At 68.5% G+C, this 26834-nt stretch carries 28 protein-coding genes; 16 read left to right on the top strand and 12 right to left on the bottom strand.

The features are described 5' to 3' along the window. Positions 1-3: 3 nt before the first annotated feature. From ACZ6O0_RS24735 to ACZ6O0_RS24710, 6 genes are all read right to left on the bottom strand, one after another. Positions 4-819 carry an ABC transporter permease gene (locus ACZ6O0_RS24735; RefSeq protein ID WP_465767336.1) on the bottom strand — a complete coding sequence of 272 codons (816 nt, stop codon included), beginning with the start codon at positions 817-819 and terminating at the stop codon, positions 4-6. Then, positions 812-1609 carry an ABC transporter permease gene (locus tag ACZ6O0_RS24730; RefSeq protein ID WP_465767335.1) on the bottom strand — a complete coding sequence of 266 codons (798 nt, stop codon included), beginning with the start codon at positions 1607-1609 and terminating at the stop codon, positions 812-814. Before ACZ6O0_RS24730 ends, ACZ6O0_RS24735 begins: the two co-directional genes overlap by 8 nt. A gap of 237 nt (positions 1610-1846) precedes the next feature. Continuing rightward, positions 1847-2686: an alpha/beta fold hydrolase gene (locus ACZ6O0_RS24725; RefSeq protein ID WP_465767334.1), complete on the bottom strand. Its 840-nt coding sequence runs from the start codon at positions 2684-2686 to the stop codon at positions 1847-1849. Positions 2687-2764: 78 nt separating this feature from the next. Continuing rightward, positions 2765-3655, bottom strand: coding sequence for a RecB family exonuclease (locus ACZ6O0_RS24720; protein WP_465767333.1), 891 nt, complete (start codon positions 3653-3655; stop codon positions 2765-2767). Between the two features lies 1 nt (position 3656). Next, a complete protein-coding gene (locus tag ACZ6O0_RS24715) occupies positions 3657-4274 on the bottom strand; it encodes a MarC family protein (protein WP_465767332.1) in 618 nt (205 codons plus the stop codon). After that, on the bottom strand, positions 4271-5155 hold the full coding sequence (locus ACZ6O0_RS24710) for a PHP domain-containing protein (protein ID WP_465767331.1): 885 nt from the start codon (positions 5153-5155) through the stop codon (positions 4271-4273). The genes ACZ6O0_RS24715 and ACZ6O0_RS24710 overlap by 4 nt, the downstream gene beginning before the upstream one ends. A 103-nt stretch (positions 5156-5258) precedes the next feature. Between ACZ6O0_RS24710 and ACZ6O0_RS24705 the strand changes: the two genes are divergently transcribed. Together ACZ6O0_RS24705 and ACZ6O0_RS24700 are read left to right on the top strand one after the other, a co-directional pair. Continuing rightward, positions 5259-5663: an NUDIX hydrolase gene (locus tag ACZ6O0_RS24705; protein WP_465767330.1), complete on the top strand. Its 405-nt coding sequence runs from the start codon at positions 5259-5261 to the stop codon at positions 5661-5663. Beyond that, entirely contained in the window at positions 5647-6420 is a 774-nt protein-coding gene (locus ACZ6O0_RS24700; protein WP_465767329.1) for a GNAT family N-acetyltransferase, read from the top strand. Before ACZ6O0_RS24705 ends, ACZ6O0_RS24700 begins: the two co-directional genes overlap by 17 nt. Here the strand turns inward: ACZ6O0_RS24700 and ACZ6O0_RS24695 are convergent. Continuing rightward, positions 6396-6812 carry a DUF4267 domain-containing protein gene (locus ACZ6O0_RS24695; protein ID WP_465767328.1) on the bottom strand — a complete coding sequence of 139 codons (417 nt, stop codon included), beginning with the start codon at positions 6810-6812 and terminating at the stop codon, positions 6396-6398. The two genes, ACZ6O0_RS24700 and ACZ6O0_RS24695, sit on opposite strands and share 25 nt — an antisense overlap. 90 nt (positions 6813-6902) lie before the next feature. Between ACZ6O0_RS24695 and ACZ6O0_RS24690 the strand changes: the two genes are divergently transcribed. Then, positions 6903-7457: a TetR/AcrR family transcriptional regulator gene (locus ACZ6O0_RS24690; protein WP_465767327.1), complete on the top strand. Its 555-nt coding sequence runs from the start codon at positions 6903-6905 to the stop codon at positions 7455-7457. A 122-nt stretch (positions 7458-7579) separates the two neighbouring features. Further along, positions 7580-8536, top strand: coding sequence for a hypothetical protein (locus ACZ6O0_RS24685; RefSeq protein WP_465767326.1), 957 nt, complete (start codon positions 7580-7582; stop codon positions 8534-8536). Positions 8537-8652: 116 nt separating this feature from the next. Here the strand turns inward: ACZ6O0_RS24685 and ACZ6O0_RS24680 are convergent, their stop codons facing one another. Further along, positions 8653-9237, bottom strand: a complete 585-nt coding sequence (locus ACZ6O0_RS24680) for a histidine phosphatase family protein (protein ID WP_465767325.1) — start codon at positions 9235-9237, stop codon at positions 8653-8655. A gap of 97 nt (positions 9238-9334) precedes the next feature. Between ACZ6O0_RS24680 and ACZ6O0_RS24675 the strand changes: the two genes are divergently transcribed. From ACZ6O0_RS24675 to ACZ6O0_RS24650, 6 genes are read left to right on the top strand one after another with little or no spacing between them, the layout of a single operon-like run. After that, a complete protein-coding gene (locus ACZ6O0_RS24675) occupies positions 9335-10366 on the top strand; it encodes a LacI family DNA-binding transcriptional regulator (RefSeq protein ID WP_465767324.1) in 1032 nt (343 codons plus the stop codon). Positions 10367-10377: 11 nt separating this feature from the next. Then, a complete protein-coding gene (locus tag ACZ6O0_RS24670) occupies positions 10378-11673 on the top strand; it encodes a sugar ABC transporter substrate-binding protein (RefSeq protein ID WP_465767323.1) in 1296 nt (431 codons plus the stop codon). Positions 11674-11678: 5 nt separating this feature from the next. Beyond that, positions 11679-12620 carry a carbohydrate ABC transporter permease gene (locus ACZ6O0_RS24665; protein WP_465767322.1) on the top strand — a complete coding sequence of 314 codons (942 nt, stop codon included), beginning with the start codon at positions 11679-11681 and terminating at the stop codon, positions 12618-12620. Continuing rightward, positions 12620-13432 carry a carbohydrate ABC transporter permease gene (locus tag ACZ6O0_RS24660; protein WP_465767321.1) on the top strand — a complete coding sequence of 271 codons (813 nt, stop codon included), beginning with the start codon at positions 12620-12622 and terminating at the stop codon, positions 13430-13432. Before ACZ6O0_RS24665 ends, ACZ6O0_RS24660 begins: the two co-directional genes overlap by 1 nt. 17 nt (positions 13433-13449) lie before the next feature. Then, positions 13450-15030, top strand: a complete 1581-nt coding sequence (locus ACZ6O0_RS24655; RefSeq protein WP_465767320.1) for a glucoamylase family protein — start codon at positions 13450-13452, stop codon at positions 15028-15030. 18 nt (positions 15031-15048) lie between these two features. Next, the gene (locus ACZ6O0_RS24650; protein WP_465767319.1) at positions 15049-16869 is read left to right on the top strand and encodes a GH39 family glycosyl hydrolase; all 1821 of its coding nucleotides are present in this window, start codon (positions 15049-15051) and stop codon (positions 16867-16869) included. On the opposite strand, the gene ACZ6O0_RS24645 is transcribed toward ACZ6O0_RS24650, so the two are convergent. Continuing rightward, the gene (locus ACZ6O0_RS24645; protein ID WP_465767318.1) at positions 16772-17536 is read right to left on the bottom strand and encodes a FadR/GntR family transcriptional regulator; all 765 of its coding nucleotides are present in this window, start codon (positions 17534-17536) and stop codon (positions 16772-16774) included. The genes ACZ6O0_RS24650 and ACZ6O0_RS24645 overlap by 98 nt on opposite strands. A 193-nt stretch (positions 17537-17729) precedes the next feature. Here ACZ6O0_RS24645 and ACZ6O0_RS24640 point away from each other — a divergent pair, with 193 nt between their 5' ends. From ACZ6O0_RS24640 to ACZ6O0_RS24625, 4 genes are read left to right on the top strand one after another with little or no spacing between them, the layout of a single operon-like run. Further along, positions 17730-19001 (top strand): ABC transporter substrate-binding protein, encoded by a 1272-nt coding sequence (locus ACZ6O0_RS24640; protein ID WP_465767317.1) that lies wholly within the window; start codon positions 17730-17732, stop codon positions 18999-19001. Continuing rightward, positions 19001-19948: a carbohydrate ABC transporter permease gene (locus ACZ6O0_RS24635; protein ID WP_465767316.1), complete on the top strand. Its 948-nt coding sequence runs from the start codon at positions 19001-19003 to the stop codon at positions 19946-19948. The genes ACZ6O0_RS24640 and ACZ6O0_RS24635 overlap by 1 nt, the downstream gene beginning before the upstream one ends. Continuing rightward, complete coding sequence (locus tag ACZ6O0_RS24630) at positions 19938-20792, top strand: carbohydrate ABC transporter permease (protein WP_465767315.1); 855 nt, start codon at positions 19938-19940, stop codon at positions 20790-20792. The genes ACZ6O0_RS24635 and ACZ6O0_RS24630 overlap by 11 nt, the downstream gene beginning before the upstream one ends. 18 nt (positions 20793-20810) lie before the next feature. Continuing rightward, the gene (locus ACZ6O0_RS24625) at positions 20811-22109 is read left to right on the top strand and encodes an alpha-L-fucosidase (protein WP_465767314.1); all 1299 of its coding nucleotides are present in this window, start codon (positions 20811-20813) and stop codon (positions 22107-22109) included. Positions 22110-22228: 119 nt separating this feature from the next. Here the strand turns inward: ACZ6O0_RS24625 and ACZ6O0_RS24620 are convergent, their stop codons facing one another. Beyond that, a complete protein-coding gene (locus ACZ6O0_RS24620; protein WP_465767313.1) occupies positions 22229-22732 on the bottom strand; it encodes a MaoC family dehydratase in 504 nt (167 codons plus the stop codon). Between the two features lie 109 nt (positions 22733-22841). Further along, a complete protein-coding gene (locus tag ACZ6O0_RS24615; RefSeq protein WP_465767312.1) occupies positions 22842-23393 on the bottom strand; it encodes a YflT domain-containing protein in 552 nt (183 codons plus the stop codon). A 76-nt stretch (positions 23394-23469) separates the two neighbouring features. On the opposite strand from ACZ6O0_RS24615, the gene ACZ6O0_RS24610 reads away from it, so the two are divergent. Continuing rightward, entirely contained in the window at positions 23470-24579 is a 1110-nt protein-coding gene (locus tag ACZ6O0_RS24610; RefSeq protein ID WP_465767311.1) for a magnesium and cobalt transport protein CorA, read from the top strand. Between the two features lie 205 nt (positions 24580-24784). Beyond that, a complete protein-coding gene (locus ACZ6O0_RS24605) occupies positions 24785-25498 on the top strand; it encodes a hypothetical protein (RefSeq protein WP_465767310.1) in 714 nt (237 codons plus the stop codon). A 78-nt stretch (positions 25499-25576) separates the two neighbouring features. On the opposite strand, the gene ACZ6O0_RS24600 is transcribed toward ACZ6O0_RS24605, so the two are convergent. After that, positions 25577-26767, bottom strand: coding sequence for an acyl-CoA dehydrogenase family protein (locus ACZ6O0_RS24600; protein WP_465767309.1), 1191 nt, complete (start codon positions 26765-26767; stop codon positions 25577-25579). Positions 26768-26834 lie beyond the last annotated feature (67 nt).

The following is a 26834-nucleotide window of genomic DNA, read 5'->3' as shown; positions in this document are numbered from 1 at the left end:
GACTCAACTCCCTGTACTGCGATAACGACGGAGGCCACCCCGCCACGCCAGAGACGCCAGCGCGACCATCGCGACGGCGACCAGCGGCGACAGCAGGCCGATCCAGGACGGCAGGCCCAGCGGGGCCGGCTTACCCAGCACGAACAGCACCGGGTAGTAGTTGACGAAGGCAAGCGGTACGACGAACGTGACCGCCCGGACGATCTCCTTGCCGAAGATCGTCAACGGGTACTGGGTCAGCGTCTGCCCGCCGTACGTGAAGGAATTGGCCACCTCCGCGGAGTCGACCGAGACGAACTGGAACGCCGCGCCGAGGACGAAGATCGCGGCGAAGATGATCGATCCGGCGATCACCGACACCACCAACATGATGCCCTTGGCAACGGTCCAGTCGAGCTGGAGCCTGGCCAGCGCGAACCCGAGGACGATCCCGGCCTGCAGCGGCCGGCCGATCCGGCGCAGCGCGAACTCGTCCGCGGCGGTCTGGACGAACGCCGGCACCGGCCGGATCAGGTAGACGTCGAGCACCCCGGTCCGGATCCGCTGCCCGATCCGCTCGATCGACCCGGTGAACAGGTCCGCGAACCCGAGCGTCATCGAGGCTGTTGCGTAGAGCAACGCCATCTCGGCGAGGGTGAAGCCGCCGAACGCCTCGATGTGGCTGAACATCAGCACGATCGCGACGAAGTCGGTGACCGTGATCAGCATCGAGCTGAACACCATCAGAACGAACGACGCGGGGTAGGCCAGCGACGACCGGATCCACATCACGACCAGCATCCAGTACTGCGCCGGAGCCCGGCGGAGCCGCTCAACCACCCTGGATCACCACCTTCCGGGTCGCCACCGACGTGACGAGCTGCCCGGCCAGCATCAGCACCACGATCCAGCCCAGCTGGAACATCAGGGCCGACGTGATCCCGCCCGGATTGCGGCCGAGCCAGATGTCGATCGGCACCTGCAGCGTCGCGGCCCACGGCGTCGCCCGCGCGAACTCCCCGATCCAGCCGGGGAACACGACCAGCGGCAGGATCGTCCCGGAGAAGAAGCACGACAGCAGCAGCGCGAGCTGCTCCATGCCGCGCGTATCGGTGATCCAGAACCCGGACAGCGCGACCAGATACCGGATGGTGAAACTCACCAGGATCCCCAGCACCAGCCCGGCCGCGACGGCGAGCCAGGTGATCGGCCCGCTCGGGAACTTCAGGTCGAACACCAGCGCACCGATCAGCAGCGGCGCCCCGCCACGGACCAGGAGCTGGAACATCGCCCGGCCGAGATCGACCGACAACCACCACAGCATCAGCCGGGTCGGCCGGTACAGATCCACCGCGATCTCACCGCTGCGGACCCGCTCGCCCAGCTCGACCGTGGTGGTCGCGCCGAAGATCCCGATCGGCATCAGCAACCCCTGCTGCAACCACACGAACGTCAGCGCGTCGGACACGTCGTACCCACCGAGCCCCGGGCGCTCGTGCCACAGGGTCAGGTAGATCCCGCACAGGATGAACCCGAACACGGTGTTGGTGAACGCGCCGGACGCGGTGGCGATCCGGTACGTCGAGAAGCGCCGGAACGACCGTACGCCGATCGCCCAGTAGACGCCCACGGCGACCTCCTCTCCTACTCGAGAGTGGCGTCCGGATCCCCCAGCGGCACGCGGAACTACCCCGAATCCGTAGGACCCGGGGGGTTCGGACACCACTGTGACGGCATGGGTGACCCACACCGATTTGTCAAGGCAGAGAACGGACGGTACGCCGCACGACGAGCGGGCGTCAACCTCAATTGACCGGTCCGGGCACGGGACCCCTCAGACCCGCACCCGGACCGGTGAACCGGGTGATCAGACCGTGTCGGCCTTCAGCAACGCGGCCAGGTGCGTGGCGAACGGCACCGGGTGGCTGGCGTACCCGCCGTGCCCTCCCGGGAACGTGACCACCGGCCACCCGAGGTGCTCGGCGATCAGCTGGATCGGCCGGCCCGGCAGGTGGTCGATCGACTCCAGTCCGGCGGCGGGGACGATCCGGTCCGCCACGGTCTTGAGCGCGTCCAGATCGGGCTCGTACCGGGTGAACGGGAGCAGCTTGTGCTCGTAGAAGTTCGCCGCGTTGGCCTGTATCCGCTCGGCGACCTCGCGGTACTCCGGCAGCAGGTCCTCCATCGGCGGCATCGCGTCGTCGTCCATCCCGGTACCGACCAGGAACAGGACGTCGGCCGCGGCGAGTCCCTCGGTCTTGTAGGTGTCGTACACGTCCTCGAAGAACGCCCGCGCATCCGTCGCGTCCGGGAGCACCTCGGTGCACGGCGGCTCGTGGGCGACCAGCATCCGGACCCGATCCGGGTGCCGGGTGATCAGCTCGAGCCCGGTGATCGCGCCGGAACTGGCGCCCAGCACGTACGCCGGCTGGTCGCCGGCCACCTCGTCGATCAACGCCAGCGCGTCCTCGGCCGACCGGTCGACACGCTCGTCCGACGGCTCACCGTCGTACCGGCTCCGGGAGTTGCCGCGCGGGTCGTACGCCACCACCGTGTACTCGGCCGCGAGCTGCCCGACGATCCCGTCGAACATCCCCGCGTCGGTCCCACCGCCGGGGATCAGCAGCAGCATCGGCCCCGATCCGGTCACCTCGTAGTGCAGGGTCGCCCCCGGCACCGCCAGCCTGTTCACAGTCTTCGCACCCATCCGGCAATCCCCTTTCTCATCACCCTCAGGGTTCACCCCGGCGCTGACATCCCACGCACACGGCGCTGGTACGCCGACTCAGCCGGCGTCCTCCATCGGGATCGGGGAGCTGTCGTCGAGGCCGGCCCAGGAGTCCCGGGGTGGGGACTCGCGGCGGCCCTCCGGGCAGATGCGGACGAAGTCGCACCAACCGCACAGCGCGGACGGCTCCGGCGGGAAGGCTTCGTCGGCCTCCGCGGGGGTGAGGCCTTCGTACCAGCGCTTCTCGGCCGCGGCGGCGCCGTCCGCCATCGACTCGGCGCGGCGCTGGTGCCGGGCCAGCGACGCGTCGTCGTGGTCGGCCGCGGCGACGGTGTTGGTCGGCAGGTGGTGCAGCTCGACCCGGGTGGACGGCTTGTGCAGGACGCGGCGAGCGCCCAGGACGTACAGCGCCATCGCGAGCGACGACCGCGCGTCGGTCGAGGTCAGCGGGCGCCGGCCGGTCTTGTAGTCGACGATCACCAGCTCGGTCCCGCCGCTGCCGTCACGGGCCGGACGCTCGTCGATGCGGTCGACCCGCCCACGCAGCGAAGCCCGCTCGGTGGTGAAGACGACCGTACGCTCGACGCCGCGGGGCTGGTAGTACGGATCGGAGTCGCGCAGGTAACCCAGCACCATGTCGGTCGACCGGTCGCGCCAGTCGAGCGACTGCCGCTCGTCGCGGAAGCCCTCGCTGCGCCAGCTCGACCGCATCTTGGCCACCACCTCGTCCGGCGTACGGCGGGCGGCCGGCCAGCGACCGAAGAAGTCGGCGAGCACCTCGTGGACGATCGCACCGACCGTGTTGTGCGCCCACGGCGGACCCTTCGGCGGACGCGGCGTCTCCAGGTAGGTGTAGCGGTACTTGCGCTTGCAGTCCGCGAAGTTGAGCAGCTTGGTCGGCGTCGCGACGAACAGCCGCGCCGGCATCCCGGGCAGCATGTCGCTCATCTCAGCCTACCTTGATGAAGTCCGAGACCGCGTCCGCGACCAACTGCACCGCGATCGCGCTCAGCAGCAGACCGGCGATCCGGGTGACCAGCAGGACGCCGTTCTCCCCGAGGATCCGCATGATCACACCGGAGAACCGCAGGGTCAGCCACATGATCAGGTGGATCGCGATGATGCCGACCGAGATCGCGACCACGTCCGGCAACGACCCGTTGGCGCGCTGCACGAACACCATCGTGGCGACGATCGCACCCGGGCCGGCGAGCAGCGGCGTACCGAGCGGGACGAAGGCGATGTTCACGTTCTTGGTCTGGACCGGGTCCTCGGCGGTGTCGGTCAGCAACTGCAGCGCGATCAGCAGGAGCAGCAGGCCGCCCGCGCACTGCAGCGCCGGCAGCGTGATGCCGAGGTGGTGCAGGATCTGCTGCCCGAACGCCGCGAACACGACGATCACGCCGAACGCGACCAGCACCGCCTGCCACGCGGCCTTCTTCCGGACCGCGCGGGACTGGCCCGCGGTCAGCGAGATGAACACCGGCACGGTCCCGGGCGGGTCCATGATCACGAACAGCGTCACAATGACCTCGGTGAGCAGTCCGATGTTGATGACACTGTTCACGGCAGGTAGGCCTCGGGGACCTGCACGCCGGTGACCGCGGCCGCATTCGCCTTGGCGACCTCGAGCAGCCGCTCGAACTGCTCGGGGTCGGTGGTGTTCACGCCGAGGTCGTGGTCGATCTTGCCGGCGCCGTGGTGGTCGCTCGAGCCGGTCGCGATGATGCCGAGCTCGTCGGCGATCGCGCGCAACGCCACCCGCGACTCGGGCGAGTGGTCCTGGTGGTCGACCTCGATCCCGGCCAGACCATGGTCATCGACCAGGCGGGCGATGGTGTCCTGGGTCATCACCTTGTAGCTGGAGCGTCCCCACGGGTGGGCGATCACCGGGACTCCGCCGGCCGCGCGGACCAGGTCGATCGCGCGGCCCGGCTCGATCGCGTAGTGCGGCACGTGGCCGGCCCGGCCGTCGGCCAGGAACCGGTCGAACGCCTCGCCACGGTTCGCGACCGTGCCGTTGGCGACCAGCGCGTCGGCCACGTGCGGCCGCCCGACCGACGGCGTACCGGTGGCCTGGGCCAGCACCTCGTCGACGGTCAGGGGAACGCCGACGCTGTTCAGCCGGGCGACGATCGACGGGATCCGGTCGGTCCGCCCGTCGCGGACGATCCGCAGCTCCTCGGCCAGCTCCGGGTAGGAGGGGTCCAGCAGGTAGCCGAGCAGGTGGACGCTGATGCCGTTGAGCTTGCAGGAGATCTCGATGCCGGGGACGAACCCGATCCCGGTCTCCTCCGCGGCGATCCGGCCCTCGGCCCACCCGTCGGCGGTGTCATGATCCGTGACCGCGATCACATCGAGACCCGCCTGCGCGGCATGCGCGATCAGGACGGCCACCGGGTCGGTGCCGTCCGAGCGGTTCGAGTGAGTGTGCAGATCGATGCGCACGAGCGGTCCGGATCCCTTCGAAGGCCTTCTGTCACCGCAGATGCTATCCGCGTTCACCCCTTACCCCTGGCAGTTGTCCCCAGAACGCCTATTGTTCGGGTGCATGGACGCGCGGCGTGTCGACTGTGTGGGTGCTCTGGTGTACGACGACGAGCACCGGCTGCTCGTGGTCCGCCGGGCGAACGAGCCGGGGCGGGGATTGTGGTCGATCCCGGGCGGGCGGGTCGAGCCAGGTGAGGACGATCCGGCGGCCGTGGCGCGCGAGGTCGCGGAGGAAACCGGGCTCACGGTCGAGGTCGGCGACCTGGTCGGCGAGGTCGAACGGGAAGGTCCGCAGGGGCAGCTCTACGTGATCCGCGACTACGAGGCGACCGCCGTCGGCGGCACCCTCACCGCAGGTGACGATGCTTCGGATGCGCGGTTCGTCACCCGGTCCGAGTTCCTGACGCTCGCCACGACCACGCTGCTCGTCTCGACGCTGGAGCAATGGAATGCTCTCCCGGGCTGAGCTGGCGCGGGCCATCGAGGAGAACGCCGCTGAGCTGCTGATGGCGATGGGCGCCGCGGGTGGCGGGGAGCAGCGCGATGATGCCGTGGCACGGTGGACGATCGGTGGTTCGCCGATCGACTATCACAACGCCGTGGTCGGTGCTTCCGGCAACCATGTGGTGGCGGAATCCCTTGCAGCGTTGAAGAAGTTCGGAGTTCCCGGGAGCTGGCATGTCGGCCCGTCGATGCGGATGGATGGGTTGGCCGAGCAGTTGACCGCGGCCGGCTTCACTTCTGGCGGATCCGAGCCGGGGATGGCTGTGCGGATCCCCGAGTTGATCACCCCACGCGCCGTACCCGGGTTCGAGGTTGTTCGGGTCGGCGACGACGAGGCGCTCGCGGCGTGGGAGCGGACGCTCGGGCAAGGGTTCGGCGAGGGCGAGAAGGAAGCGCGCTGGGTCGCGTCGGTCTACCGGAAGCTCGGGTACGGCGATCCGTGGCGGCATTACCTGGGTCTGCTCGACGGTACGCCGGTCGCGACGACCACGATCTTCCTCGGCGCCGGCGTGGCCGGGGTGTACTTCGTGATGACGGTCCCCGAGGCGCGGCGACGCGGGATCGGTGCCGCGATCACCCACGCCGCGCTCCGCGAAGCCGGGGAGGTCGCGGAGTACGGCGTACTGGGGTCGTCGGAGGCCGGGCGGTCGGTGTACGCCGGGCTCGGGTTCCGCGAGTACTGCACGGTCGATCTCTACGAGTGGACTCCGACCGGCTGAGCGACATCCGCTGTACGGCGTTCGCGGAGGAGCAGCCAGGCGTCGAAGAGGACGACGACCGCGGTCAGGCCGTGGACGCCGAGGGCGGTCGCGACGGTGCCACCGTGGGTGAGCACGATGATCATGTCGGTGATCGGGACGAGCGCGGTGATCGCCATCAGGACGCCGGTCGCCCGGCGCTGGCCGAGCGCGAACAGGGCCAGCAGGTTGAGCCCGAGGACGATGTCGCGGATGCCCTTCGCCGCGAGGTAGCCCGCCGCGGCGCCGCTCGGCCACGCGTCGACGCCGTATCCGGCGGCGGCACCGTGCGGGTCGAGGAGCAGGAACCGCAGGCCGAACGTGAGCGGGAAGACACCGAGCAGGACGGTCAGGACGGTGGTGAAGCGACGCATCGGGTTCTCCTGTGATCTAGCAGCGCTAAGTTTCCTAGCGACGCTAACATTGCCGTTGCTAGATTGTCTAGCGGTGCTAAGATCCGGTCTATGCCGACACCGTCACGCCGGGAGCGCGCCCGCGAGGAGCGCCGCGACCTGATCGTCCGCACCGCCCGGGACCTCGCCGAGACCGAGGGCTGGGACGCCGTCACCACCCGCCGCCTCGCCGACGCCGTCGACTACAGCCAGCCCGTCCTCTACGGCCACTTCAAGAACATGCACGCGATCGAGAGCGCCGTCGCCGTCGAGGGCCTCACCGAACTCGCCGACGTCCTCCGCACAGCCCGCGAGACCGACGGCCTGCGCGGGATCGCCAACGCCTACCTCGAGTACGCCGAACAGCACCCAGCCGTCTACGAGGCGATGTTCGTCCGCCGGACCGACCTGGTCTTCGGCCGCGAGGAGACCCCGGAGCCCCTGCGCACCGCCTTCGGGGAGATCCTCGCCGCGATCCAGCCGTACGCACGCGGCGACACCGAGACGGCGACCGAGGTGTTCTGGAGCGCCCTCCACGGCCTCGCCACCCTCAGAGCGGGCGCCCGCCTCCGCCCCGCCCACCACCAAGCCCGCCTGGACCTCCTCCTCGCCACCATCACCCGCTGACCAAGCCACCTTTCCGGAACATCTCAGCCGCATACCGACCGAAATGTTCCGCCAACCGGAGCCGCTGCCGGTTGTCCACAGGGGGTCAGCGGGGGTGGCGGGAATCGGTCAGGCTGGAGGGGATGGACTGGTGGTGGAGAGGTCAGCTCGCGGCCGAGGGGATCGACACGCTGATCCACACTCAGGGCCGGATCGTCGGACGCGCTCAACTGATCGCCGCGGGGTGGTCCGACGCTCAGATCCGGCGACGGCTGCGAGGCAGACGCTGGCAGCGCGTTCATCCTGGTGTCTACGCCACGCACACCGGACCGATCGGGTACGACGAACGCCGGCTGGCGGGACTGCTCTACGCCGGGCCGGAAGCTGCCTGGAGCCACCACACCGCGGCCGAACAGCTCGGCCTGATCAAGTCCGACGGGAACCGTCCGGTCCACGTGGTCATTCCAGAACGCCGGAAGGTACGAGCGCAGCCGAATCTCGTCGTACACCGCGACGAGCACTGGGCTGACCGGCTCGCCGCCGTCATCCCACCGCGGCGTACGGCGGCACACGCAGTTCTGGACATCGTCGGCGCCAGCCAGTCGCTGGATCAGGCCGCGGCGGCGATCGCCGAGGCGTGCCAGAGCGGACGCGTCAGTCCTGCCGACATCGAGCGGTCCCTGATCGACCGGCCGCGGTTACCGCACCGCCGGGCGCTCCGGCCGATCCTCGCCGACGTCGCCGCGGGTTCGCACTCACTGCTCGAACTGCGCTATCTGCGCGACGTCGAACGGCGCCACGCCTTGCCGGCCGGACAGCGGCAGCGCGCTGTCGACCGCGAGTTCACCGACGTCTTCTACGCCGGATTCGAGCTCGTGGTCGAACTCGACGGACGTCTCCACCTCGCACCCCACCAACGGTGGCGCGACCTGGACCGCGACAACCGCGCAACCCTGCGCGCCGAATCCACCCTGCGCTACGGCTGGTCCGACATCACCAACCGCCCATGCGCAGCCGCCGTACAAGTCCTGGGCATGCTTCGCCGAACCGACCCCACCCTCACCCCCAAACCTTGCAGCCCCACCTGCCCGGTCCGCTGAGGGTCTCCGGAACTTCACTGCCACCCACTGACCACAATGTTCCGGAAAGCGGCTCCGGAGTGCACGGCGGTGAAGGTCCGTCCGCGACAGCGCGCGTGGGTCTTTCCCAGCACGCGTCAGGCGTTCCAGTGGTGGATGGCGGGGGAGCCTCGTTCCCAGCCCAGGACTGAGACGGTGGCGGTGTTGAGGACGAAGTGGCGGCCTTCGGTCACGTCGAGTTCGAGCCAGCGGGCGGTGAGGGCGCGGAGGGCGTGGGAGTGACCGAAGACGAGGACGTCGCCGGGGACGGCGGCGATGCGGGCGTTGACGCGGTCGAGGCGGGCGGCGACCTGGGCGGGGGTTTCGCCGTTGGGTACCGGGTCGGCCCAGACCGTCCACCCGGGCACGGTCTTGCGGATCTCCGCGGTGGTGATGCCCTCGTAGTCCCCGTAGTTCCATTCGACCAGGTCGTCGTCGACCTCGGCGTCCGGGAAGCCGGCGAGTTCCGCCGTACGCCGGGCTCGTTGCCGCGGTGACGTCAGCACCAGGTCGAACGTCTCCCCTGCCAGCCGCTGCCGCAGACCTGCCGCGACGCGCTCTCCGTCCGGCGTCAGCGGGAGGTCGGTGACGGACGTGTGCCGGCCCGACCTGCTCCACTCGGTCTCGCCGTGCCGGATCAGGAACAACTGATCCTCGCGTTCGTGTGTGGTCACGGGATTCATCGTCCCAGATCGCCGCCGAGGTCTTGACCGATGCACCCGGGACAAGGCAGGGTCGGAAACTGTAAGCGCTTCCACTCTGACCCCGAGGAGCGAGCACGTGGCATCCGGACCCACCGGCCGGCCGGCGACGATCTACGACGTCGCGGCCCGGGCGAAGCTGTCGATCGCGACGGTTTCGCGTGTCCTGCAAGGGACCGGACCGGTGTCGGAGAAGGCACGCGCGCGGGTCGACCAGGCGGCGCAGGAGCTCAACTACGTACCGCTGCGCGCCGCCCGCAGCCTGGCGGTACAACGGCACGAGGCGCACGGGCTCGTGCTGCCCGACCTGGCCGGCCCGTTCTACGGCGACCTGCTGATGGGGTACGAGCGCTGGGCCGGCGAGCACGGCCAGAGCGTCGTCATCACGGTCACCCACGGCAATCCCGATCCCCGCCGCAGCGTCCGCGACCTGGCCGGGCGGGTCGACGGGATCGTTGTCCACGGCAACGCTCTCGACCTGCCCACGATCCAGGGCCTGCGCAAGGCCGGCGTACCGCTGGTGCTGGTCGCGCACCCACCGATCACCGGGTGCGACTCGGTCCGCAGCGAGAGCGCCTCGAGCGCGGAAGCACTCACGACCCGCCTCCTCGACCACGGCCGCACGAACCTGCTGTTCGTCGGCGATCCGGCGATCTCGTACGACGTTTCCGAGCGGTACGCCGGGTTCGCACAGGCCCACGTGGCCCGCGGCTTGCGGGCGCCGGAGCCGGAGCGGGTCCCGCTCACCGAGGACGCCGGCGGTGAGGTCGCCCAAAAGGTGCTCAAGGCAACCACTCGGCCGGACGGACTGGTGTGTGCGAACGACGAGCTCGCGCTCGCGGCGCTGACCAGCTTCACCCGGCACGGGCTCGACGTACCCGGCGAGATCGTGGTGACGGGGTGGGACGACGTGATGGCGGCACGGTACGTGTCGCCGGGGCTGACGACTGTACGGCAGCCGATGATCGAGCTCGGCCGGCTGGCCGCGCAACGGCTGCACGAACGCGCAACCGGGGAGCGGACCCGGTCGCGGAACGACGTACTGGCGACACAACTCGTGCTGCGGGCCAGCTGCGGTACGAAACCGGGGGATGCAGAAGTAACCGAGTGAGGAGACAACAGATGTTCACCCACAGCATCCGCCGCCGGCTGGTGATCGGCAGCGCTGCGCTGACGGCCACGGCCCTTGCACTCGCGGGGTGTGGCCGGTCCGAGGACTCTCCCAGTGGAGGGGCACAAGCGACAACCACCGTGAGCGAAGGACCCGCCACCGGCAACCTGACCGTGTGGGCGATGGGCACCGAGGGCGAGAACCTGCCCAAGCTGCTCGAGCAGTTCAAGCAGGCCAACCCGGGCGTGAACGTGACCGTCACGCCGATCCCGTGGGACGCCGCGCACAACAAGTTCACCACCGCGATCACGGCGCAGTCGACGCCGGACCTGGCGATGGTCGGCACCACCTGGATGGGCGAGTTCGCCGACCTCGGCGCGCTCGACCCGACCCCGCAGGGCTTCGACAACTCCGGCTTCTACCCGGGCGCGCTCGACACCACGAAGGTCGGCGGCACCCAGTACGGCGTGCCCTGGTACGTCGAGACGCGGCTGGTGTTCTACCGCAAGGACCTGGCCGCGAAGGCCGGCTTCAGCACGCCGCCGACCGACTGGGACGGGCTGAAGGCGATGGCCAAGGCGATGCAGGACAAGGCCGGCGCGAAGTACGGGATCAACCTGCAGCCGGGTGGCGCGGGCTCCTGGCAGACCGTGATGCCGTTCGCCTGGTCGGCCGGCGCGAACATCACCGGCGACGACCAGAAGGAGTTCACCTTCGACACGCCGGAGATGCAGGAAGGGCTGAAGTACTACCAGAGCTTCTTCACCGAGAAGCTGGCCGGCACCGACCTGCCGCCGAACCAGACCGAGGCCCAGTTCGTCAACGGGCAGGTGCCGATGTTCATCTCCGGGCCGTGGATGGCCGGGTCGGTGGCGAAGGCCGGCGGTGAGGCGATCAAGCCGAACATCGGGGTGTTCCTGCTGCCGAAGAACAAGACGTCGACGTCGTTCGTCGGTGGTTCGGACTTCGTGGTGTTCAAGGCGTCGAAGAACAAGGACAGCGCCTGGAAGCTGATCAAGTGGCTGTCGGACGCGAAGACGCAGGCGTCGTGGTTCAAGATGTCGTCCGACCTGCCCGCGGTGAAGAGCGCGTGGCAGGACCAGAGCATCGCGTCGGACCCGCTGCTGCCGGTCTTCGGTCAGCAGCTCGAGGACGCCAAGGCGCCGCCGGCGATCGTGAACTGGGAGCAGGTCGCGACCGCGTTCGACGCCGAGATCGAGAAGATGGCCAAGGCCGGCCAGTCCCCCGCCGACACGGCGAAGGCCATCCAGACCAAGGCAACGCAGATCGGCACGGGCGGCAGCTGATCGCGATGTCTACCCTCACGGACACGCGGACCCAGGCGGTACGGCGGACGCCGCCGCCTGGGCGCCCGCGACGGAGGATCACCCGGGAGGCCGCCGCGGCCTGGGTCCTCGTTCTTCCCTTCGTCTTCCTCTTCCTCGCGTTCACGGCCGGCCCGGTGCTGGGGTCGTTGGGGATGAGTTTCACCGACATGCGGCAGCGGGACCTGCGGACGCCGTTCGCGGTGAACGGGGTCGGGTTCGACAACTACGTGAAGGCGTTGTCGGACGAGACGTTCCAGAAGGCCGCGTTCAACACGGCGTACTTCGTGATTCTCGGGGTGCCGTTGACCCTGGTGGTCGCGCTGGCCGCGGCGGTGTTGCTGGACCGGGGCGTGAAGCGGTTCCAGAGCCTGTTCAAGGTCGGCTACTACCTGCCCGTGGTGACGTCGATCGTCGCGATCGCGGTGATCTGGCGGTTCGTGCTGGCGCCGGACTCGGGCCTGCTGAACACGGTGCTCGGCTGGGTCGGCATCGACGGCCCGAACTGGCTGGCGTCGAAGACCTGGGCGATGCCGTCGCTGATCGCGATGGCGGTCTGGCGGAACTTCGGCTCCGCGATGATCATCTTCCTGGCCGGTCTGCAGGGCATCCCGCAGTCGGTCGAGGAGGCCGGCCAGATCGACGGTGCGAGCTCGTGGCAACGGTTCCGGCACCTGATCCTGCCGTTGCTCCGGCCAACGATCCTGTTCACCAGCGTGACCACGGGGATCGGCTACCTGCAGTTCTTCGAGGAGCCGTTCGTGATGACCCAGGGCGGTCCGTTGAACAGCACCATCTCGGTGTCGATGTACACCTACCAGCAGTTCGGCTTCGGCAACTACGGCCTGGCCACGTCGATGGCGTACATCCTGTTCGTCGTGATCGCGGTGATTACGTTCATCCAGTTCCGGCTGCTGAGGGAGAAGTGATGCGCCGTACCTGGTGGATCTACCTGATCGGGGTGCTCGGCCTCGTCGCCGTCGCGGCACCGTTCCTCTGGATGGTGCTGGGCAGCTTCAAGACGCAGGGCGAACTGCTCCGCGTCCCGCCGACCTGGTGGCCGGAAAACGCGACCACCGAGAACTACGACGCGCTGTTCAGCAAGGCGAACTTCCCGCGCTACTTCCTCAACTCGACGATCGTCGCGCTGGTCGTGACGGCCGGGAACCTGACCTTCTGCTCGATGATCGGCTACGCCCTGGCCAAGCTGCGGTTCAAGGGCCGCAACACGCTGTTCGTCGTGGTGATGGCCACGCTGATGATCCCGGGCATGGTCACGTTCGTCCCGTTGTTCGTGCTCGTCACCAACGCCGGGCTGGCGAACAGCTACCCCGGCCTGATCCTGCCGTTCCTGGTCTCGCCGTTCGGCGTGTTCCTGATGCGGCAGTTCTTCCTCGGGCTGCCGGACGACCTGATGGACGCCGGCCGGGTGGACGGCAGCGGTGAGCTGGGCATCTTCGCCCGGATCATGCTGCCGCTGACCCGCCCCGCGCTCGCCACGCTCGGCATCCTGACCTTCCTCGGTTCCTGGAACAACTTCCTCTGGCCGCTGGTGATCGCCCAGACCGAGGACAAGTACACCCTTCCCGTCGCCCTGGCGCTGTACTCGACCGGACAGAACGCGCAGAACTACGGCCTGCTGATGGCCGGCGCGGTCGTGGTCGTCGTACCGGTCCTGGTGATGTTCCTGGCCTTCCAGCGCCACGTCACCCGGGGCATTGCGATCACCGGCCTCAAATAGACCCTTCTGGAGACAAGATGACCGCCAACATCAGTCGCCGCACGCTCTTGGCCGCCACCGGCGCCACCGCCCTGATCGGAACCGCCACCATCACGCCCGCCTTCGGTGGAACGCCTTCCCCCGCGGAGCTGTTGAAGGGTGGCTGGAAACCGAGCCGTGCGGACAAGGCTCTGGTCGGCCGGTGGGCCAGGGACACCTGGCGCAGCATGGTCGCGATGACCGACGAGCACACCGGCCTGCCCGCCGACAACAGCGGCGAGTCCGTCACGAGCCCGGTCCGCAGCAACTACACCTCCCCCACCAACATCGGCGGCTACCTGTGGAGCACGGTGGTCGCCCGCCACCTCGGCATCATCTCGCCGCAGGAGTCACTCCGCCGGATCACCCAGACGCTCACCACGATGAAGAACGTCGACCACCACGAGCCCAGCGGCATGTACTTCAACTGGTACGACGAGGCGACCGGCGAGGTGCGCTACACCGACCCGGACGGCACCCGGCCGATCACGCCGTTCGTGTCGAGTGTCGACAACGGCTGGTTGGCCTGCGCCCTGATGGTCGTTCGCAACGCCGAGCCGGGCGCCCGGGCCCTCGCGGACTCCCTGCTGAACAAGATGAACTTCGCCTACTACTACAACCCCGCGGCCCGTCCCGGCGGCCTGATGCGCGGCGGCTTCTTCGAAACCCCACCGCCGGACGAGGAGACCGACAAGGGCAACCACGCCGGCACCGGCCCGGACGTGTACTACCGCAAGTTCCACTACGACACCTGCAACACCGAGGCCCGGATCGCGGGGTACGTCGGCTTCGCCCTCGGACAGGTCCCGCACACGCAGTACTTCGCCACCTACCGGACCTTCCCGGACTCGTGCGACTGGTCCTGGGTCGAGCAGCGGCCCAAGGGTGTGCACCGGACCTACCTCGGCCTCGACGTGTTCGAGGGCACCTACTCCTACCGCGGGATGCGGCTCGTGCCGTCCTGGGGCGGCGACATGTTCGAGTCGCTGATGCCGGACCTGTTCGTCCCCGAGTCGACCTGGGCACCGCGCAGCTGGGGGATCAACCACCCACTCACCGTCCGCGCGCACATCGAGCACGGTCTCGACGACGCGAAGTACGGCTACTGGGGCTTCTCCCCCGCCTCGAACCCGAAGGGCGGGTACTCCGTCTACGGCGTCGACGCGATCGGGATGGACCCGGGCGGCTACCCGTCCGACCTGGAGGCGACGAACTTCGACGCCGGCTTCGAGGGCTGCCGCGAGGGCACCAACCCGAACCCGGCGTACGGCGACGGCGTGGTCACCCCGCACGCGGCGTTCCTCGCGATGGCCTACGCACCCCGGCAGGCGATCGAGAACCTGAGCCGGATCGAGACGAACCTGCACGCGTACGGCGGCGGCGGCTTCTACGACTCGGTCGCGGTGAAGTCAGGCCTGATCGCGAAGCGCTACCTCGCCCTCGACCAGGCGATGGTGCTGGGTGCCATCGGCAACGTCTTCGGCAACGACCTGATCCGGCGCAACTTCGCCGGCCCGACGGTCGAGAGCCGGATCCGGCCACTGATCGCGATGGAGCAGTTCGAATCCGGCCTCGAGTAACCAACAGGAGACCTCTTTATGCAGCACGACGCGAAGACCGACTGGGACGCCCGGATCGCGATCCGCAGTGACGAGGAACGCGAGTTCGCGTTCCCGGACCTCGATCCACCCAAGGAGGTCACCGCGGTCGGCGGCGTCGGCCAGGTGACGATCGACTGGTCGCCGGTGGACGGCGCGGCCGGGTACCTGATCCTGCGGGGAACCGGCGAGCGCGGCCCGCTCGAACCGGTCGATCACCACAGTGGCGACATCCTCTCGGTCCCGGCACCGCCGTACGTCGACACCACGATCACCCCGGGGACGCCGTACCGCTACGCGGTCGCGAGCGTGCCCGAGGTGACGGTCAGCGGCCGGCCGGGCCAGGCCGTCGGCGCCGTACCGCTGGTTGCCGACGGCACGGTCCCGCAGGTCGGCGTCACCGTCGACGCAGTTGCCGAAGGCACCGAGTTGCGGCGGCCGTGGGTGCCGATGATCGGCAGCGAGCGGCTCAGCCAGTTGCTCTGCACGGACCGCACCGGCGGTCACGAGATCGGCGCCGAGCTCGAGCAGGCACTGCGCCGGATGCACGACGAGATCGGCGTCCGGACCGTCCGGGCGCACGCGATCTTCCACGACGACACCCGGGTGTACGCCGAGATCGACGGCGAGCCGTCGTACGACTTCTCGGTCGTGGACGCGATCTACGACAAGCTGCTCGGGATCGGGCTGCGGCCGGTGGTCGAGCTCGGCTTCATGCCCCGCGACCTGGCGAGCGATCCGTCCAAGAAGGTCTTCGAGTACGGCGCGATCATCTCGCCGCCGAAGTCCTACGAACGCTGGCACGACCTGGTCCGCGCCCTCGTCCAGCACCTGGTCGAGCGGTACGGCCTCGACGAGGTGCTGACCTGGGACTTCGAGGTCTGGAACGAGGCCAACCTGGAGGTCTTCTGGTCCGGCACCAAGGCCGAATGGATGCGGCTGTACGACGCCACCGCGGCGGCCGTGAAGTCGGTGGACGAGCGGCTCGCGGTCGGGGGTCCGTCGTCGGCCGCGGCCGGGTGGGTCGACGACCTGCTCGCCCACGCCGCGGCCCACGGATCACCGGTGGACTTCGTGTCCACGCACACCTATGGCTCGCCACCTCTCGACGTCCAGGCCTCGCTCGATCGGCACGGATTCAGCGAAGCAAGGATCCTGTGGACCGAGTGGGGTGTGACGCCGACGCACTTCAACCCGATCAACGACTCGGTGTTCTCCGGGGTGTTCCTGCTGCGCGGGATGCGGTCGGCGGCCGGACGGGTCGACGCGCTCGCATACTGGGTCGCGTCGGACCACTTCGAGGAGCTGGGCCGCCCGCCGAGACTCCTGCACGGCGGCTTCGGGCTGCAAACCGTTGGTGGGCTGGCGAAACCGCGCTATCACGCGATGAGCCTGCTGAGCCGGCTCGGGCCGGTCGAGCTGCCGGTGACGCTCACCGGTGACGGCGGCGGGAGTCTGGTCGAGGCCTGGGCGTCCCGGGACCGCGACCGGATCGCAGTACTGCTGTGGAATCTCACCCTTGACCAGACCAAGGCCGCGGGTGCCCCCGAACTGTCCAGGACGGTCCACATCGAGTTGCCCGGCGCGGACCCGTCCTGGCAGGCCACCGCCACCACGCTCGGTATCGGCGCCGGTGACCTGGCCACGGCCGCCGGCGAGCTCGGCCTCGGCGACTGGCCGACCGACGAGCAGTTGGCCGAGCTGGCCGAGCGGAGCAAGCTCGTCAGTACTCCACTGGAGTGGACCGGCTCAGGTCTCGACCTGACGCTGCCGATGCCCTCGGCAGTCCTGGTGGAGCTAGCTCCTCGTCGTCAAGATTGACGGCCTCCTGGATCCAGCGCTCCACGCCGGCGATGTGCACCGTCGCCCAGGACCTGGCCACCTCGGGCTCGTGCCCCTCGATCGCGTCGAGGATGGCCCGATGCTCGGCCAGCGTCCGGGCGACGGCGTCGCTCTGGGTCAGACCGCGCCAGATCCGCGCCCGGTAGGTCGGCTGGCGCAGGCTGTCGATGATCGAGGCCAGCGCCCGGTTGCCGCTGCCGACCGCGACCAGCCGGTGGAACTCCACGTCGCTGGTCAGTAGATCCTCCACCGACGGCTCCGGGCCGAGGTCGTCGAGCAGCTTGCGCAGTGCGGCGATGTCCTCGTCGGCCATCCGCAACGCGGCCCGGGCGGCCGCGGCCGGCTCGAGGATCCGCCGTACCTCGAAGAACTCGAGCACCGACGCGTCCTGGTGCAGGTCCAGGACGAAGCCCATCGTCTCCATCAGCAGCGACGGGTCGAGGCTGGTCACGAACGTCCCGTCGCCCTGCCGGACCTCCAGCACCCGGATCAGCGCGAGCGCCTTGACCGCCTCGCGCAGCGAGTTCCTGGACAGGCCGAGGCGCGCGGCCAGGTCGGCCTCGCGCGGCAACCGGTCGCCGGGCCGCAGTTCGCCGGTCACGATCATCTGCTTGATCCGGTCGATCGCTTCGTCGGTGACCCGCACACACCCCTCCTCGCAAACGGTCGAAACATCCGATGTCCCTCCAACATACATCGGATGTCTGGGCGATTTTTCACGCTCAGGCGTGACTTTCGACCCTGAATTAAGGACATGAACTGTTGACTGATGTCAAGGCTTCGGCATATAGATCGGATGACTAGCACGCTTGAACCAAGCCTGTCCCTGGAGGTCAGCAATGAAAGGAACACCAGCGCGGGCACGCCGCTGGGCCACCGCCGCCCTGTCGGTGCTGGCGCTCACGGCCGTAGCCGCTTGTGGGGGCGGAAACGACGGCAGCAGCGGTAGCTCCGGTTCGGCCGACAAGGCCGACCTGACCTGGCAGTTCTGGATCGGAGGTACCGAGGACCAGGCCGCGTGGCAGAAGGTCGCGGACCAGGCCCACACCGACCACGCCGGCATCACGGTCAAGCTCCAGGGCACGGACTGGAACAACTACTGGTCCAAGATCGGCACCCTGCTGGCCAGCGGCAAGGCGCCGTGCATCATCGGCATGCAGAGCCTGCGGACCGCGTCGTACGCGAGCGCGATGCTGCCGCTGGACGACCTGATGAAGAAGTACGGCCTGAAGGCCGAGGACTTCGACAAGCCGATCATGGACGGCCTCAAGGTGGACGGGAAGCAGATCGCGATCCCCTACGACTCCGGCCCGATGGTGATCTTCTACAACAAGGACATGTTCAAGGCCGCCGGCATCCCCGATCCGAAGCCGGGCTGGACGATGGACGAGTTCAAGGCGGCCGCGAAGAAGCTCACCGCCGCCGGCAAGACCGGGCTGGTGACATCGCCCGGTGACCTCGGCGTCACGTCCTGGGTGCGGACCCAGACCGGCGCGGAGCCGGTCACCGACGGCAAGCTGAACCTCACCGACCCGAAGTTCGAGGAGGGTTTCCAGGGCTACGCGGACTTCGTCCGGACCGACAAGATCGCGCCGCAGGTGCCGGCCGGCAACGCCGACTTCGAGACCACCCAGTTCGTCTCCGGCAAGTCGGCGATGCAGCTGAACGGTCCGTGGTCGCTGATCGACACCATGGGCAAGGTCAAGTTCAACCTCGGGATCGCGCCGATCCCGGCCGGTCCGGACGGCTCGAAGACCTTCACCGCCGGTTCGGGCTTCGGCATCTCCCGGTCCTGCAAGACGCCGGACGCCGCCTTCCAGGCCATCCAGTCGATGACGAGTGAGGGGCCGCTGACCACGCTGGCCGCGGCCGGCCGCGCCTACCCGGCCCGGACCGCCGCGCACCCGGCCTGGTTCACCGCCGCGAAGATCCCGGAGGCCAAGGAGGTCATCGACTACGCGTCCGAGAACTCGGTCGCGCTGGTCACCTCGAAGAACTGGGTCCAGGTAGCCGATCTGCTCGGCCGGTTCGGGACCCAGGCCCTGAACGGTGAGATCCCGCCGGACCAGGCGCTGAAGACCATCCAGGACCAGGCGGGCGCTGGGTCCTGATGGCCACGAACACCACGACCGTCGCTCCACCCGGCGCGCCGCCTTCGGGCGCCGCCCGGGCGGGGCGGCGGCCCGCCCTGCGAAGGGACGGCCGGTACGCCGGGATCTTCCTGGGTCCGAGCCTGATCGGCCTCGCCCTCTTCACGCTCTTCCCGACCGTGATGGCGCTGGGGATCAGCCTGTTCGACTGGCCGGTCTTCGGCGCGCGCACGTTCCTCGGCATCGACAACTACACCCACCTGCTGCACGACCCGGTGTTCCGCCGGGTAGTGCTGAATACGGTCCTGTTCGTGGTGCTGTACGTGCCGCTGAACGTGGTCGTGTCCCTCGGGCTCGCGGTCTGGGTCGGCCCGCACATCAAGGGCCGGCAGGCGTTCCGGGTGCTGTTCTTCATTCCGGTGATGACGCCGATGGTGGCCAACGCGATGGTCTGGAAGCTGCTGTTCCAGCCCGGCGGCCTGATCGACAGCGGGATGCAGAGCTGGTTCGGCATCGACGCGCCGAACTTCCTCGGCTCGTCCACCTGGGCGATGCCGGCGGTCGTGGCGATGTCGGTCTGGCAGGGCTTCGGCTACAACTTCCTGGTCTTCTCCGCCGCGCTCGACCAGGTTCCGCAGTCGCAACTGGAGTCGGCGCAGATCGACGGCGCCGGTCCGCTGCAACGGTTCCGGTACGTCACCTGGCCGATGATCACGCCGGCGATCTTCTTCGCCACCACGATGACGCTGATCACGTCGTTCCAGGTGTTCGCGCAGCCGTTCATCCTGACCCAGGGCGGTCCGGGCGTGTCCACCCAGACGATCGTGATGTACGTCTACAACCAGGGCTGGCAGTTCCTCACCATGGGCCTGGCGTCCGCGGCCGGCTGGGTGCTGTTCGTGATCATCATGGCCATCACCGCGATCCAGTTCGTGGGCCAGCGCAAGTGGGTGAACTATGACGTCTGAGACCGTAGCCACAGTCACCGGCCGCCGGATCCGCAGCAGTGCGTCGCACATCCTGCTGATCATCGTCGCGCTGCTCTTCCTCGGGCCGCTGGTGTACGCCGTGTCCACCTCGCTGAAGCCCGCGGACGAGGTGTTCACGCCGACACCGCATCTGTTCGGCTCCGAGATCCGCTGGCAGAACTACGCCGACGCGTTCACGTTCGCGCCGTTCGGCCGGTACTTCCTCAACAGCCTGTTCGTCGCGGTGGCCGGGACCCTGGTGGTGGTCGTCGCCTCGAGCCTGTCGGCGTACGCCTTCGCCCGGTTGCGGTTCCGGGGCCGTGAGCAACTGTTCGTGCTGTTCCTGGGCACCTTGATGGTGCCGCAGGAGGTGCTGATCGTGCCGATGTACTGGCTGATGCAGTCGCTCGGCTGGGTGGACAGCTACTGGGCGCTGATCCTGCCCTGGGCGTTCACCGCGTTCGGCACCTTCCTGCTCCGGCAGTTCTTCCTGACCGTCCCGGCCGAGCTGGAGGAAGCGGCCCGGGTGGACGGGTGCGGACCGTTCGGCACCTTCCTGCGGATCATGCTGCCGCTGGCGCGGCCGGCGCTCGCCGTCCTGACCGTCTTCACCTTCATCAGCTTCTGGGGCAGCTTCCTGTGGCCGCTGATCATCGTGAACAGCGTCGAGACCAAGGGCACCGTGCCGCTCGGCCTGGCGCAGTTCAGCGGGCAGCAGGGCACCCAGTGGAACCTGATGATGGCGGCGTCGATCATGGCCATGATTCCGACCGTCCTGCTCGTCATCCTGCTGCAGAAACACCTTGTCCGCGGCCTGCTCGTCACCGGTCTGGGCGGCCGCTAACCCTGAAGGAGATCTGAGATGACCGACGCGCCTCCCGCGCACTCTGTCGAGAAGTTCCGCGACTGGCGGTTCGGCCTGTTCGTCCACTGGGGCCTGTACTCGCTGCCGGCCCGGCACGAGTGGGTGAAGAACCGCGAACGGCTGACCGACGAGGACTACCAGCCGTACTTCGACCACTTCGAGCCCGACCTGTACGACCCGCGCGAGTGGGCCCGCGCGGCCCGCGGCGCCGGCATGAAGTACGCCGTACTGACGACCAAGCACCACGAGGGCTTCTGCCTGTGGGACTCCGAGGTGTCGGACTACACGGTCGCGAAGACGGCGTGGGGCAAGGACCTGGTCGGCCCGTTCGTCGAGGCCTGCCGGGCCGAGGGCCTCGGGGTCGGCTTCTACCACTCGCTGATCGACTGGCACCACCCGGAGTTCCCGATCGACGTCGTCCACCCGCAGCGGTACGACGAGGAGGCGCAGGCCAAGGCGGCCGGCCGGGACGTCCAGGTGTACGCCGACTACCTGCACGCGCAGACCCGTGAGCTGCTGACCAACTACGGCCCGATCGACATCATGTGGTTCGACTTCTCCTACCCGAACCGCAACCGCGAGGACGGCCTGCCCGGACCGGGCAACGGCAAGGGCAAGGACGAGTGGCGGTCCGAGGAACTGATGGCGATGGTCCGGGAGCTGCAGCCGGACATCCTGATCAACGACCGGCTGGACATCCCGGGCGACTTCGTCACGCCGGAGCAGTACCAGCCGGACGGGCCGATGACGCGCGACGGGCAGCCGGTGCTGTGGGAAGCCTGCCAGACGCTGAACGGCAGCTGGGGCTACGACCGGGACAACCTGGACTGGAAGTCACCGGAGACGCTGGTGAAGATGCTGGTGGACTCGGTCTCCAAGGACGGCAACCTGCTGCTGAACGTCGGTCCGACCGGGCGGGGCGAGTTCGACCCGCGGGCGCTGGCCACGCTGGCGTCGATCGGCGAGTGGATGCGGCTGCACGAGCGGTCCGTCCGTGGCGCCCGGCCGAGTGAGCTCACGCCGCCGGTGGACGCCCGCTACACGCAGAAGGGCAACCGCCTCTACCTGCACCTGTTCTCCTGGCCGATGGGCCACGTCCACCTGCCCAGCCTCGGCGGCAAGGTCAAGTACGCCCAGCTCCTGAACGACGCCTCCGAGATCCAGCGGATCGAGAACGACCCGCACCAGACCGCCCAGAACACCCGGATGGGCGGGGTCTCCGCCGACACCCTGACCCTCAAACTCCCCATCCAGAAGCCGAACACGCTCGTACCGGTGATCGAGCTGTTCCTGTAAGCGTTCGGTCCGCGGTTGGCGAGCGGTCCGCCCGGGTTCCCCTCCCCGGACGGGCCGCTCACCTTTCTTTCCGGAAACTCTGTGGCGCCTGGCGGCAGAAATGTTCCGGAAAGCTGCGGCTACTCGGCCGGGACCGGGCGGCCGGGTTGTTCGCCGCCGCGGGCTTCGAGGTAGTTGTTCTTGGGGACCATGACCTTGCGGCGGAAGAGGCAGACGACGGTGCCGTCCTGTTTGTAGCCCTTGGTCTCGACGTGGACGACGCCGCGGTCGTCCTTCGACTTCGACTCCCATTTGTCCAGGACGACGGTCTCGCCGTAGATGGTGTCGCCGTGGAAGGTCGGCGCGACGTGTCGCAGCGACTCGATCTCCAGGTTCGCGATCGCCTTGCCGCTCACGTCCGGCACCGACATGCCGAGCAGGATCGAGTAGATGTAGTTGCCCACCACAACGTTCTTGCCGAACTGGGTGGTCTCCTCGGCGTAGTGCGTGTCCAGGTGCAGCGGGTGGTGGTTCATGGTCAGCAGGCAGAACAGGTGGTCGTCGTACTCGGTGACCGTCTTGCCGGGCCAGTGCTTGTAGACGGCACCGACCTCGAACTCCTCGTAGCTACGCCCGAACTGCATCTCGGCTCCTCCTCCAGGGTGGACACCCATGCTGCCGAATCCGGGCGCATCCGGTCCGTGGTGTGGCTCTCATCGGCAGGAGAGATAGGTCACCTCCGGCCGGCCGGGATCAGTCGGTCGGGCGCTGCACCTGCTGCTGGACCGGCTGCTGCAGCGGCTGCTCCGGGAGCCGCGGGTTCACCTCGCCCTTGAGCGCCAGCTTGGCCAAGTGGTTGCGCGCCTCCTCGGCGAACTTGAAGTCGCACAGTACGTCGTACGTCGTCGCGACCACCGCGGTCCGGGAGGTGAAATCGCGCCGGCCGGCCGATTGGGCATAGCTGAGGCCACCGAACACCAGTCCGAAGAAGGCACCCAGCACTACACCGGTGAGCAGCGCGGCGAGCCAGTTACCGGTCGTGAACAGACCCAGCAGCAGGCCCACGAACAGACCGAACCAGGCACCGCTGGCCAGGCCCGCGGTCAGTGCCCGGCCCCAGGTGAGCCGGCCGGTGATCTTCTCCACCTGACGGAGGTTGTTGCCGACGATGGTCGTGTGCTCGACCGGGAACTTCTCGTCCGAGAGGTAGTCGACAGCGCGCTGTGCCTCCCGGTAGGTGTCGTACGTTCCGATCGTCAGGCCGCTCGGCCGGGGGTCCATCGAGGGCATGCCCTGCGTGGTCATCGTCGTTCCTCTCCACGTGCTTCCACCCCCATCATTGCCGACGGCTGGTTACCGCGTCTTGATAGCCTCGCCGGTGATGGCCGGGCGACGGTGGGACATGGGCGCGACACGCCGGATGGGACGAGTCTTCGCCCGGCGTGCGGGCGGTGACGGCCCGGCCCCGGCGGACCTGGTCGCGAGCGGCAAACTGGACGGTGCCCTGGTCGACTGGGGCTTCTACCGCGACGGTCACCGCGACGGCCGGATCAACTCCTACACCGAGGCGCTGGCCCGGGCGCGGCGCGGTCAGGGGTTCGTCTGGATCGGCCTGTTCCAGCCGACCGATCACCAGCTCGCCATCATCGGTGCGGAGTTCGGTCTGCACGCGCTCGCCCTCGAGGACGCCTCCGAGGCCCATCAGCGCCCCAAGCTCGAGCGGTACGACGACACTTTGTTCGCCGTACTCAAGACCGTCCGGTACGTCCCGCACGGGGATCTGACCGCCACCAGCGAGGTGGTGGAGACGGGCGAGGTGATGGTGTTCTGCGGGCCGGGCTTCGTCGTGACGGTCCGCCATGGTGAGCACAGTGAGCTGGCCGGCCTGCGGCAGAGCATGGAGAAGCAGCCGGAGCGCCTGGCCGCCGGTCCGGGCGCCGTACTGCACGCCATCGCCGACCACGTCGTCGACCGGTACCTGGAGGTCGCGGACGCCGTCCAGGCCGATATCGACCTGATCGAGACCGCGATGTTCACTCCGCGCGGCTGGCGAGGCATCGACCGGGTGTACCAGCTCAAGCGCGAAGTGCTGGAGCTGAAGCGGGCGGTGGCTCCGCTGACCGGCCCCATGCGGATGCTGTCGACGCTGCGGCACCCACTGATCGCGGACGAGACCAGGAACTACTTCCGTGACGTCGACGATCACCTGCTGCGGGTGAAGGAGCAGGTGATCTCGTTCGACGAGTTGCTGAGCTCGATCCTGCAGGCCGGGCTGGCGCAGGTGCAGGTGGCCGAGAACGAGGACATGCGGCGGATCTCGGCCTGGGTGGCGATCCTGGCGGTCCCGACGGTGATCGCCGGGATCTACGGGATGAACTTCGACTACATGCCGGAGCTGCGGCTCAAGTACGCGTACTTCGTCGTCCTCGGCGTGATGTTCGGCGCGTGCACGGTGCTTTACCGGCTGTTCAAGCGGAACCACTGGCTCTGAGCCCGGAGTTCCACTACCCCGGATCGCCTGACTTGGCAACCTTCTGCCATGGCCGCGAGTCCCGCTCGTTTGGAATGTTCCAACGGTTGTGGACCGATCGGCGCCCTTGATTGAATGCGGCCATCGCGTTCGGTCAGCGGGCCACCACAGTCTGCGACCGACGGTATCGGGGATGCCGTGACGGCTGGGCAGGAAGGGAGGGCTCGTGCTCCTGATTCATTTCACTCCGCGTGATCTGGCCCGGGTCACGGTCGCCACCACGCCCGCGCCGCTGTGGGAGGTGCTGCTGAGTCTGCACATGCCGCAGCAGTACGACGGCCGGCAGATCCGCAGCCAGCTCGACCTGCTCGGCAAGTACCGGCCGGCGTCGCCGTGGACACGCGAGCTGGCGCAGGGCAGCCGGACGTCGCTGCAGAAGCTCGGCCGGGCGATCCGGACCTATCACGACGCCGCGATCGCGCCGTACTGGAAGTCGATCGGGACGCACGTGTCCGCCGACCATGCGCACCGCGGGGAGGCGCTGGCCCGGCACGGCGTGGACCGGCTGCTCTCCTCGCTGCACCCGCGGGTCCGGTGGGTGGCGCCCGTACTGCAAGTGCTCGACCTGAACGACCGCGATCTGTACCTCGATGGCAGGGGGATCGAGCTGCAGCCGTCGGCGTTCTGCTGGCAGGTGCCGACGAAGCTGCGGGATCCGGAGCTCAAGCCGATCCTGGTGTATCCGATCCAGCACGCGCCCGGCATCCTGCGGCAGACGTCGGGGGAGGCGACCTCGACGAACGACCCGCTGGGCTCACTGCTCGGCTCGCCCCGGGCCGCCGCGACGGCGCCTCCGTCCGCCACGAGATCACCCAGCTGGGCATCTGGCTGCTGTCCGGCCACGGCTCCGGCTCCACCCGCCAGGTGCCATCCCGAGTGACCGCCTAGACCCTGCCCCGCCGCACGCTGGACGCCGACTGGCACCGCCCCGCCCGTCGGCCCAGCGTGCCGGCCGGTCTCAGAGCTTGTAGTCCTCGAGCAGCCGGCGGCCGATGATCATCCGCTGGATGTCAGCCGTCCCCTCGCCGATCAGCAGCATCGGCGCCTCCCGGTAGAGCCGCTCGATCTCGTACTCCTTGGAGAACCCGTAGCCGCCGTGGATCCGGAACGAGTCCTCGACGACCTGGGAGCAGTACTCACTGGCCAGGTACTTCGCCACACCCGCCTCGAAGTCGTTGCGGGAGCCGCTGTCCTTCTTCCGCGCCGCCTTCACCATCAGCTCGTGCGCGGCCTCGACCTTGACCGCCATGTCGGCCAGCCGGAACAGCACGGCCTGGTGCTCGGCGATCTTCTTGCCGAACGTCTCCCGCTGCTGCGCGTACGAGATCCCGAGCTCGAACGCCCGCCGGGCCACACCGCAGCCGCGGGCGGCGACGTTCACCCGGCCGACCTCGACGCCGTCCATCATCTGGTAGAAACCCTTGCCCGGTACGCCGCCGAGGATCTGGCCGGCGTCGATCCGGTAGCCGTCGAACACCAGCTCGGTTGTGTCGACGCCCTTGTAGCCCATCTTCTCGATCTTGCCGGGAATCGTGAGGCCCTTGTCCACCTCGCCGAACCCGGGCTCCTTCTCGACCAGGAACGTGGTCATGTTCTTGTAGACCGAGTCCTGCCCCTCGTCGGTCTTCACGAGGACGGCGACCAGGTTCGACGAGCCGCCGTTCGTCAGCCACATCTTCTGGCCGTTGACGACGTACGCGTCGCCGTCCTTGACCGCCTTGGTCTTGATCGCGGCCACGTCGGAGCCACAGCCCGGCTCGGACATCGAGAACGCGCCGCGGACCTCACCGGTCGCCATCCGGGGCAGGTACTTCCGCCTCTGCTCGTCGGTGCCGTGCTGGAGCAGCATGTACGCGACGATGAAGTGCGTGTTGATGATGCCGGACACGCTCATCCAGCCGCGGGCGATCTCCTCCACGCACAGCGCGTAGGTGAGCAGCGATTCACCGAGGCCGCCGTACTCCTCGGGGATCATCAGGCCGAACAGGCCGAGCTCCTTGAGGCCCTCGACGATCTCGGTCGGGTACTCGTCGCGGTGCTCGAGCTCGGTGGCGACCGGGAGGATCTCCGCCTCGACGAAGGCGCGGACCGTCTTCAGGATCTCCTCCTGGATGTCGGTCAGCCCGTCGGTCTGCTGCAACCTGCTCATCCTCGGCTCCTTCGCGTCGAGATGCCTTACCCGCGAGTATCGCGGCTCTCAGCATCCCGGTACGAGG

This window comes from Kribbella sp. NPDC048837, from assembly GCF_055586945.1.
Note: the sequence above shows the minus strand (reverse complement) of the source record. Positions and strands in the feature narration are given on the sequence as shown.

Bases quoted from the DNA above. Each gene is read 5' to 3' on its own strand.
- ACZ6O0_RS24725 (WP_465767334.1), bottom strand. From the start codon at position 2,686: ATGGGTGCGAAGACTGTGAACAGGCTGGCGGTGCCGGGGGCGACCCTG.
- ACZ6O0_RS24640 (WP_465767317.1), top strand. From the start codon at position 17,730: ATGAAAGGAACACCAGCGCGGGCACGCCGCTGGGCCACCGCCGCCCTG.
- ACZ6O0_RS24690 (WP_465767327.1), top strand. From the start codon at position 6,903: ATGCCGACACCGTCACGCCGGGAGCGCGCCCGCGAGGAGCGCCGCGAC.
- ACZ6O0_RS24655 (WP_465767320.1), top strand. From the start codon at position 13,450: ATGACCGCCAACATCAGTCGCCGCACGCTCTTGGCCGCCACCGGCGCC.
- ACZ6O0_RS24705 (WP_465767330.1), top strand. From the start codon at position 5,259: ATGGACGCGCGGCGTGTCGACTGTGTGGGTGCTCTGGTGTACGACGAC.
- ACZ6O0_RS24700 (WP_465767329.1), top strand. From the start codon at position 5,647: ATGCTCTCCCGGGCTGAGCTGGCGCGGGCCATCGAGGAGAACGCCGCT.
- ACZ6O0_RS24660 (WP_465767321.1), top strand. From the start codon at position 12,620: ATGCGCCGTACCTGGTGGATCTACCTGATCGGGGTGCTCGGCCTCGTC.
- ACZ6O0_RS24610 (WP_465767311.1), top strand. From the start codon at position 23,470: ATGGCCGGGCGACGGTGGGACATGGGCGCGACACGCCGGATGGGACGA.
- ACZ6O0_RS24665 (WP_465767322.1), top strand. From the start codon at position 11,679: ATGTCTACCCTCACGGACACGCGGACCCAGGCGGTACGGCGGACGCCG.
- ACZ6O0_RS24670 (WP_465767323.1), top strand. From the start codon at position 10,378: ATGTTCACCCACAGCATCCGCCGCCGGCTGGTGATCGGCAGCGCTGCG.
- ACZ6O0_RS24620 (WP_465767313.1), bottom strand. From the start codon at position 22,732: ATGCAGTTCGGGCGTAGCTACGAGGAGTTCGAGGTCGGTGCCGTCTAC.
- ACZ6O0_RS24625 (WP_465767314.1), top strand. From the start codon at position 20,811: ATGACCGACGCGCCTCCCGCGCACTCTGTCGAGAAGTTCCGCGACTGG.
- ACZ6O0_RS24615 (WP_465767312.1), bottom strand. From the start codon at position 23,393: ATGACCACGCAGGGCATGCCCTCGATGGACCCCCGGCCGAGCGGCCTG.
- ACZ6O0_RS24635 (WP_465767316.1), top strand. From the start codon at position 19,001: ATGGCCACGAACACCACGACCGTCGCTCCACCCGGCGCGCCGCCTTCG.
- ACZ6O0_RS24685 (WP_465767326.1), top strand. From the start codon at position 7,580: ATGGACTGGTGGTGGAGAGGTCAGCTCGCGGCCGAGGGGATCGACACG.
- ACZ6O0_RS24630 (WP_465767315.1), top strand. From the start codon at position 19,938: ATGACGTCTGAGACCGTAGCCACAGTCACCGGCCGCCGGATCCGCAGC.
- ACZ6O0_RS24720 (WP_465767333.1), bottom strand. From the start codon at position 3,655: ATGAGCGACATGCTGCCCGGGATGCCGGCGCGGCTGTTCGTCGCGACG.
- ACZ6O0_RS24650 (WP_465767319.1), top strand. From the start codon at position 15,049: ATGCAGCACGACGCGAAGACCGACTGGGACGCCCGGATCGCGATCCGC.
- ACZ6O0_RS24600 (WP_465767309.1), bottom strand. From the start codon at position 26,767: ATGAGCAGGTTGCAGCAGACCGACGGGCTGACCGACATCCAGGAGGAG.
- ACZ6O0_RS24680 (WP_465767325.1), bottom strand. From the start codon at position 9,237: ATGAATCCCGTGACCACACACGAACGCGAGGATCAGTTGTTCCTGATC.
- ACZ6O0_RS24695 (WP_465767328.1), bottom strand. From the start codon at position 6,812: ATGCGTCGCTTCACCACCGTCCTGACCGTCCTGCTCGGTGTCTTCCCG.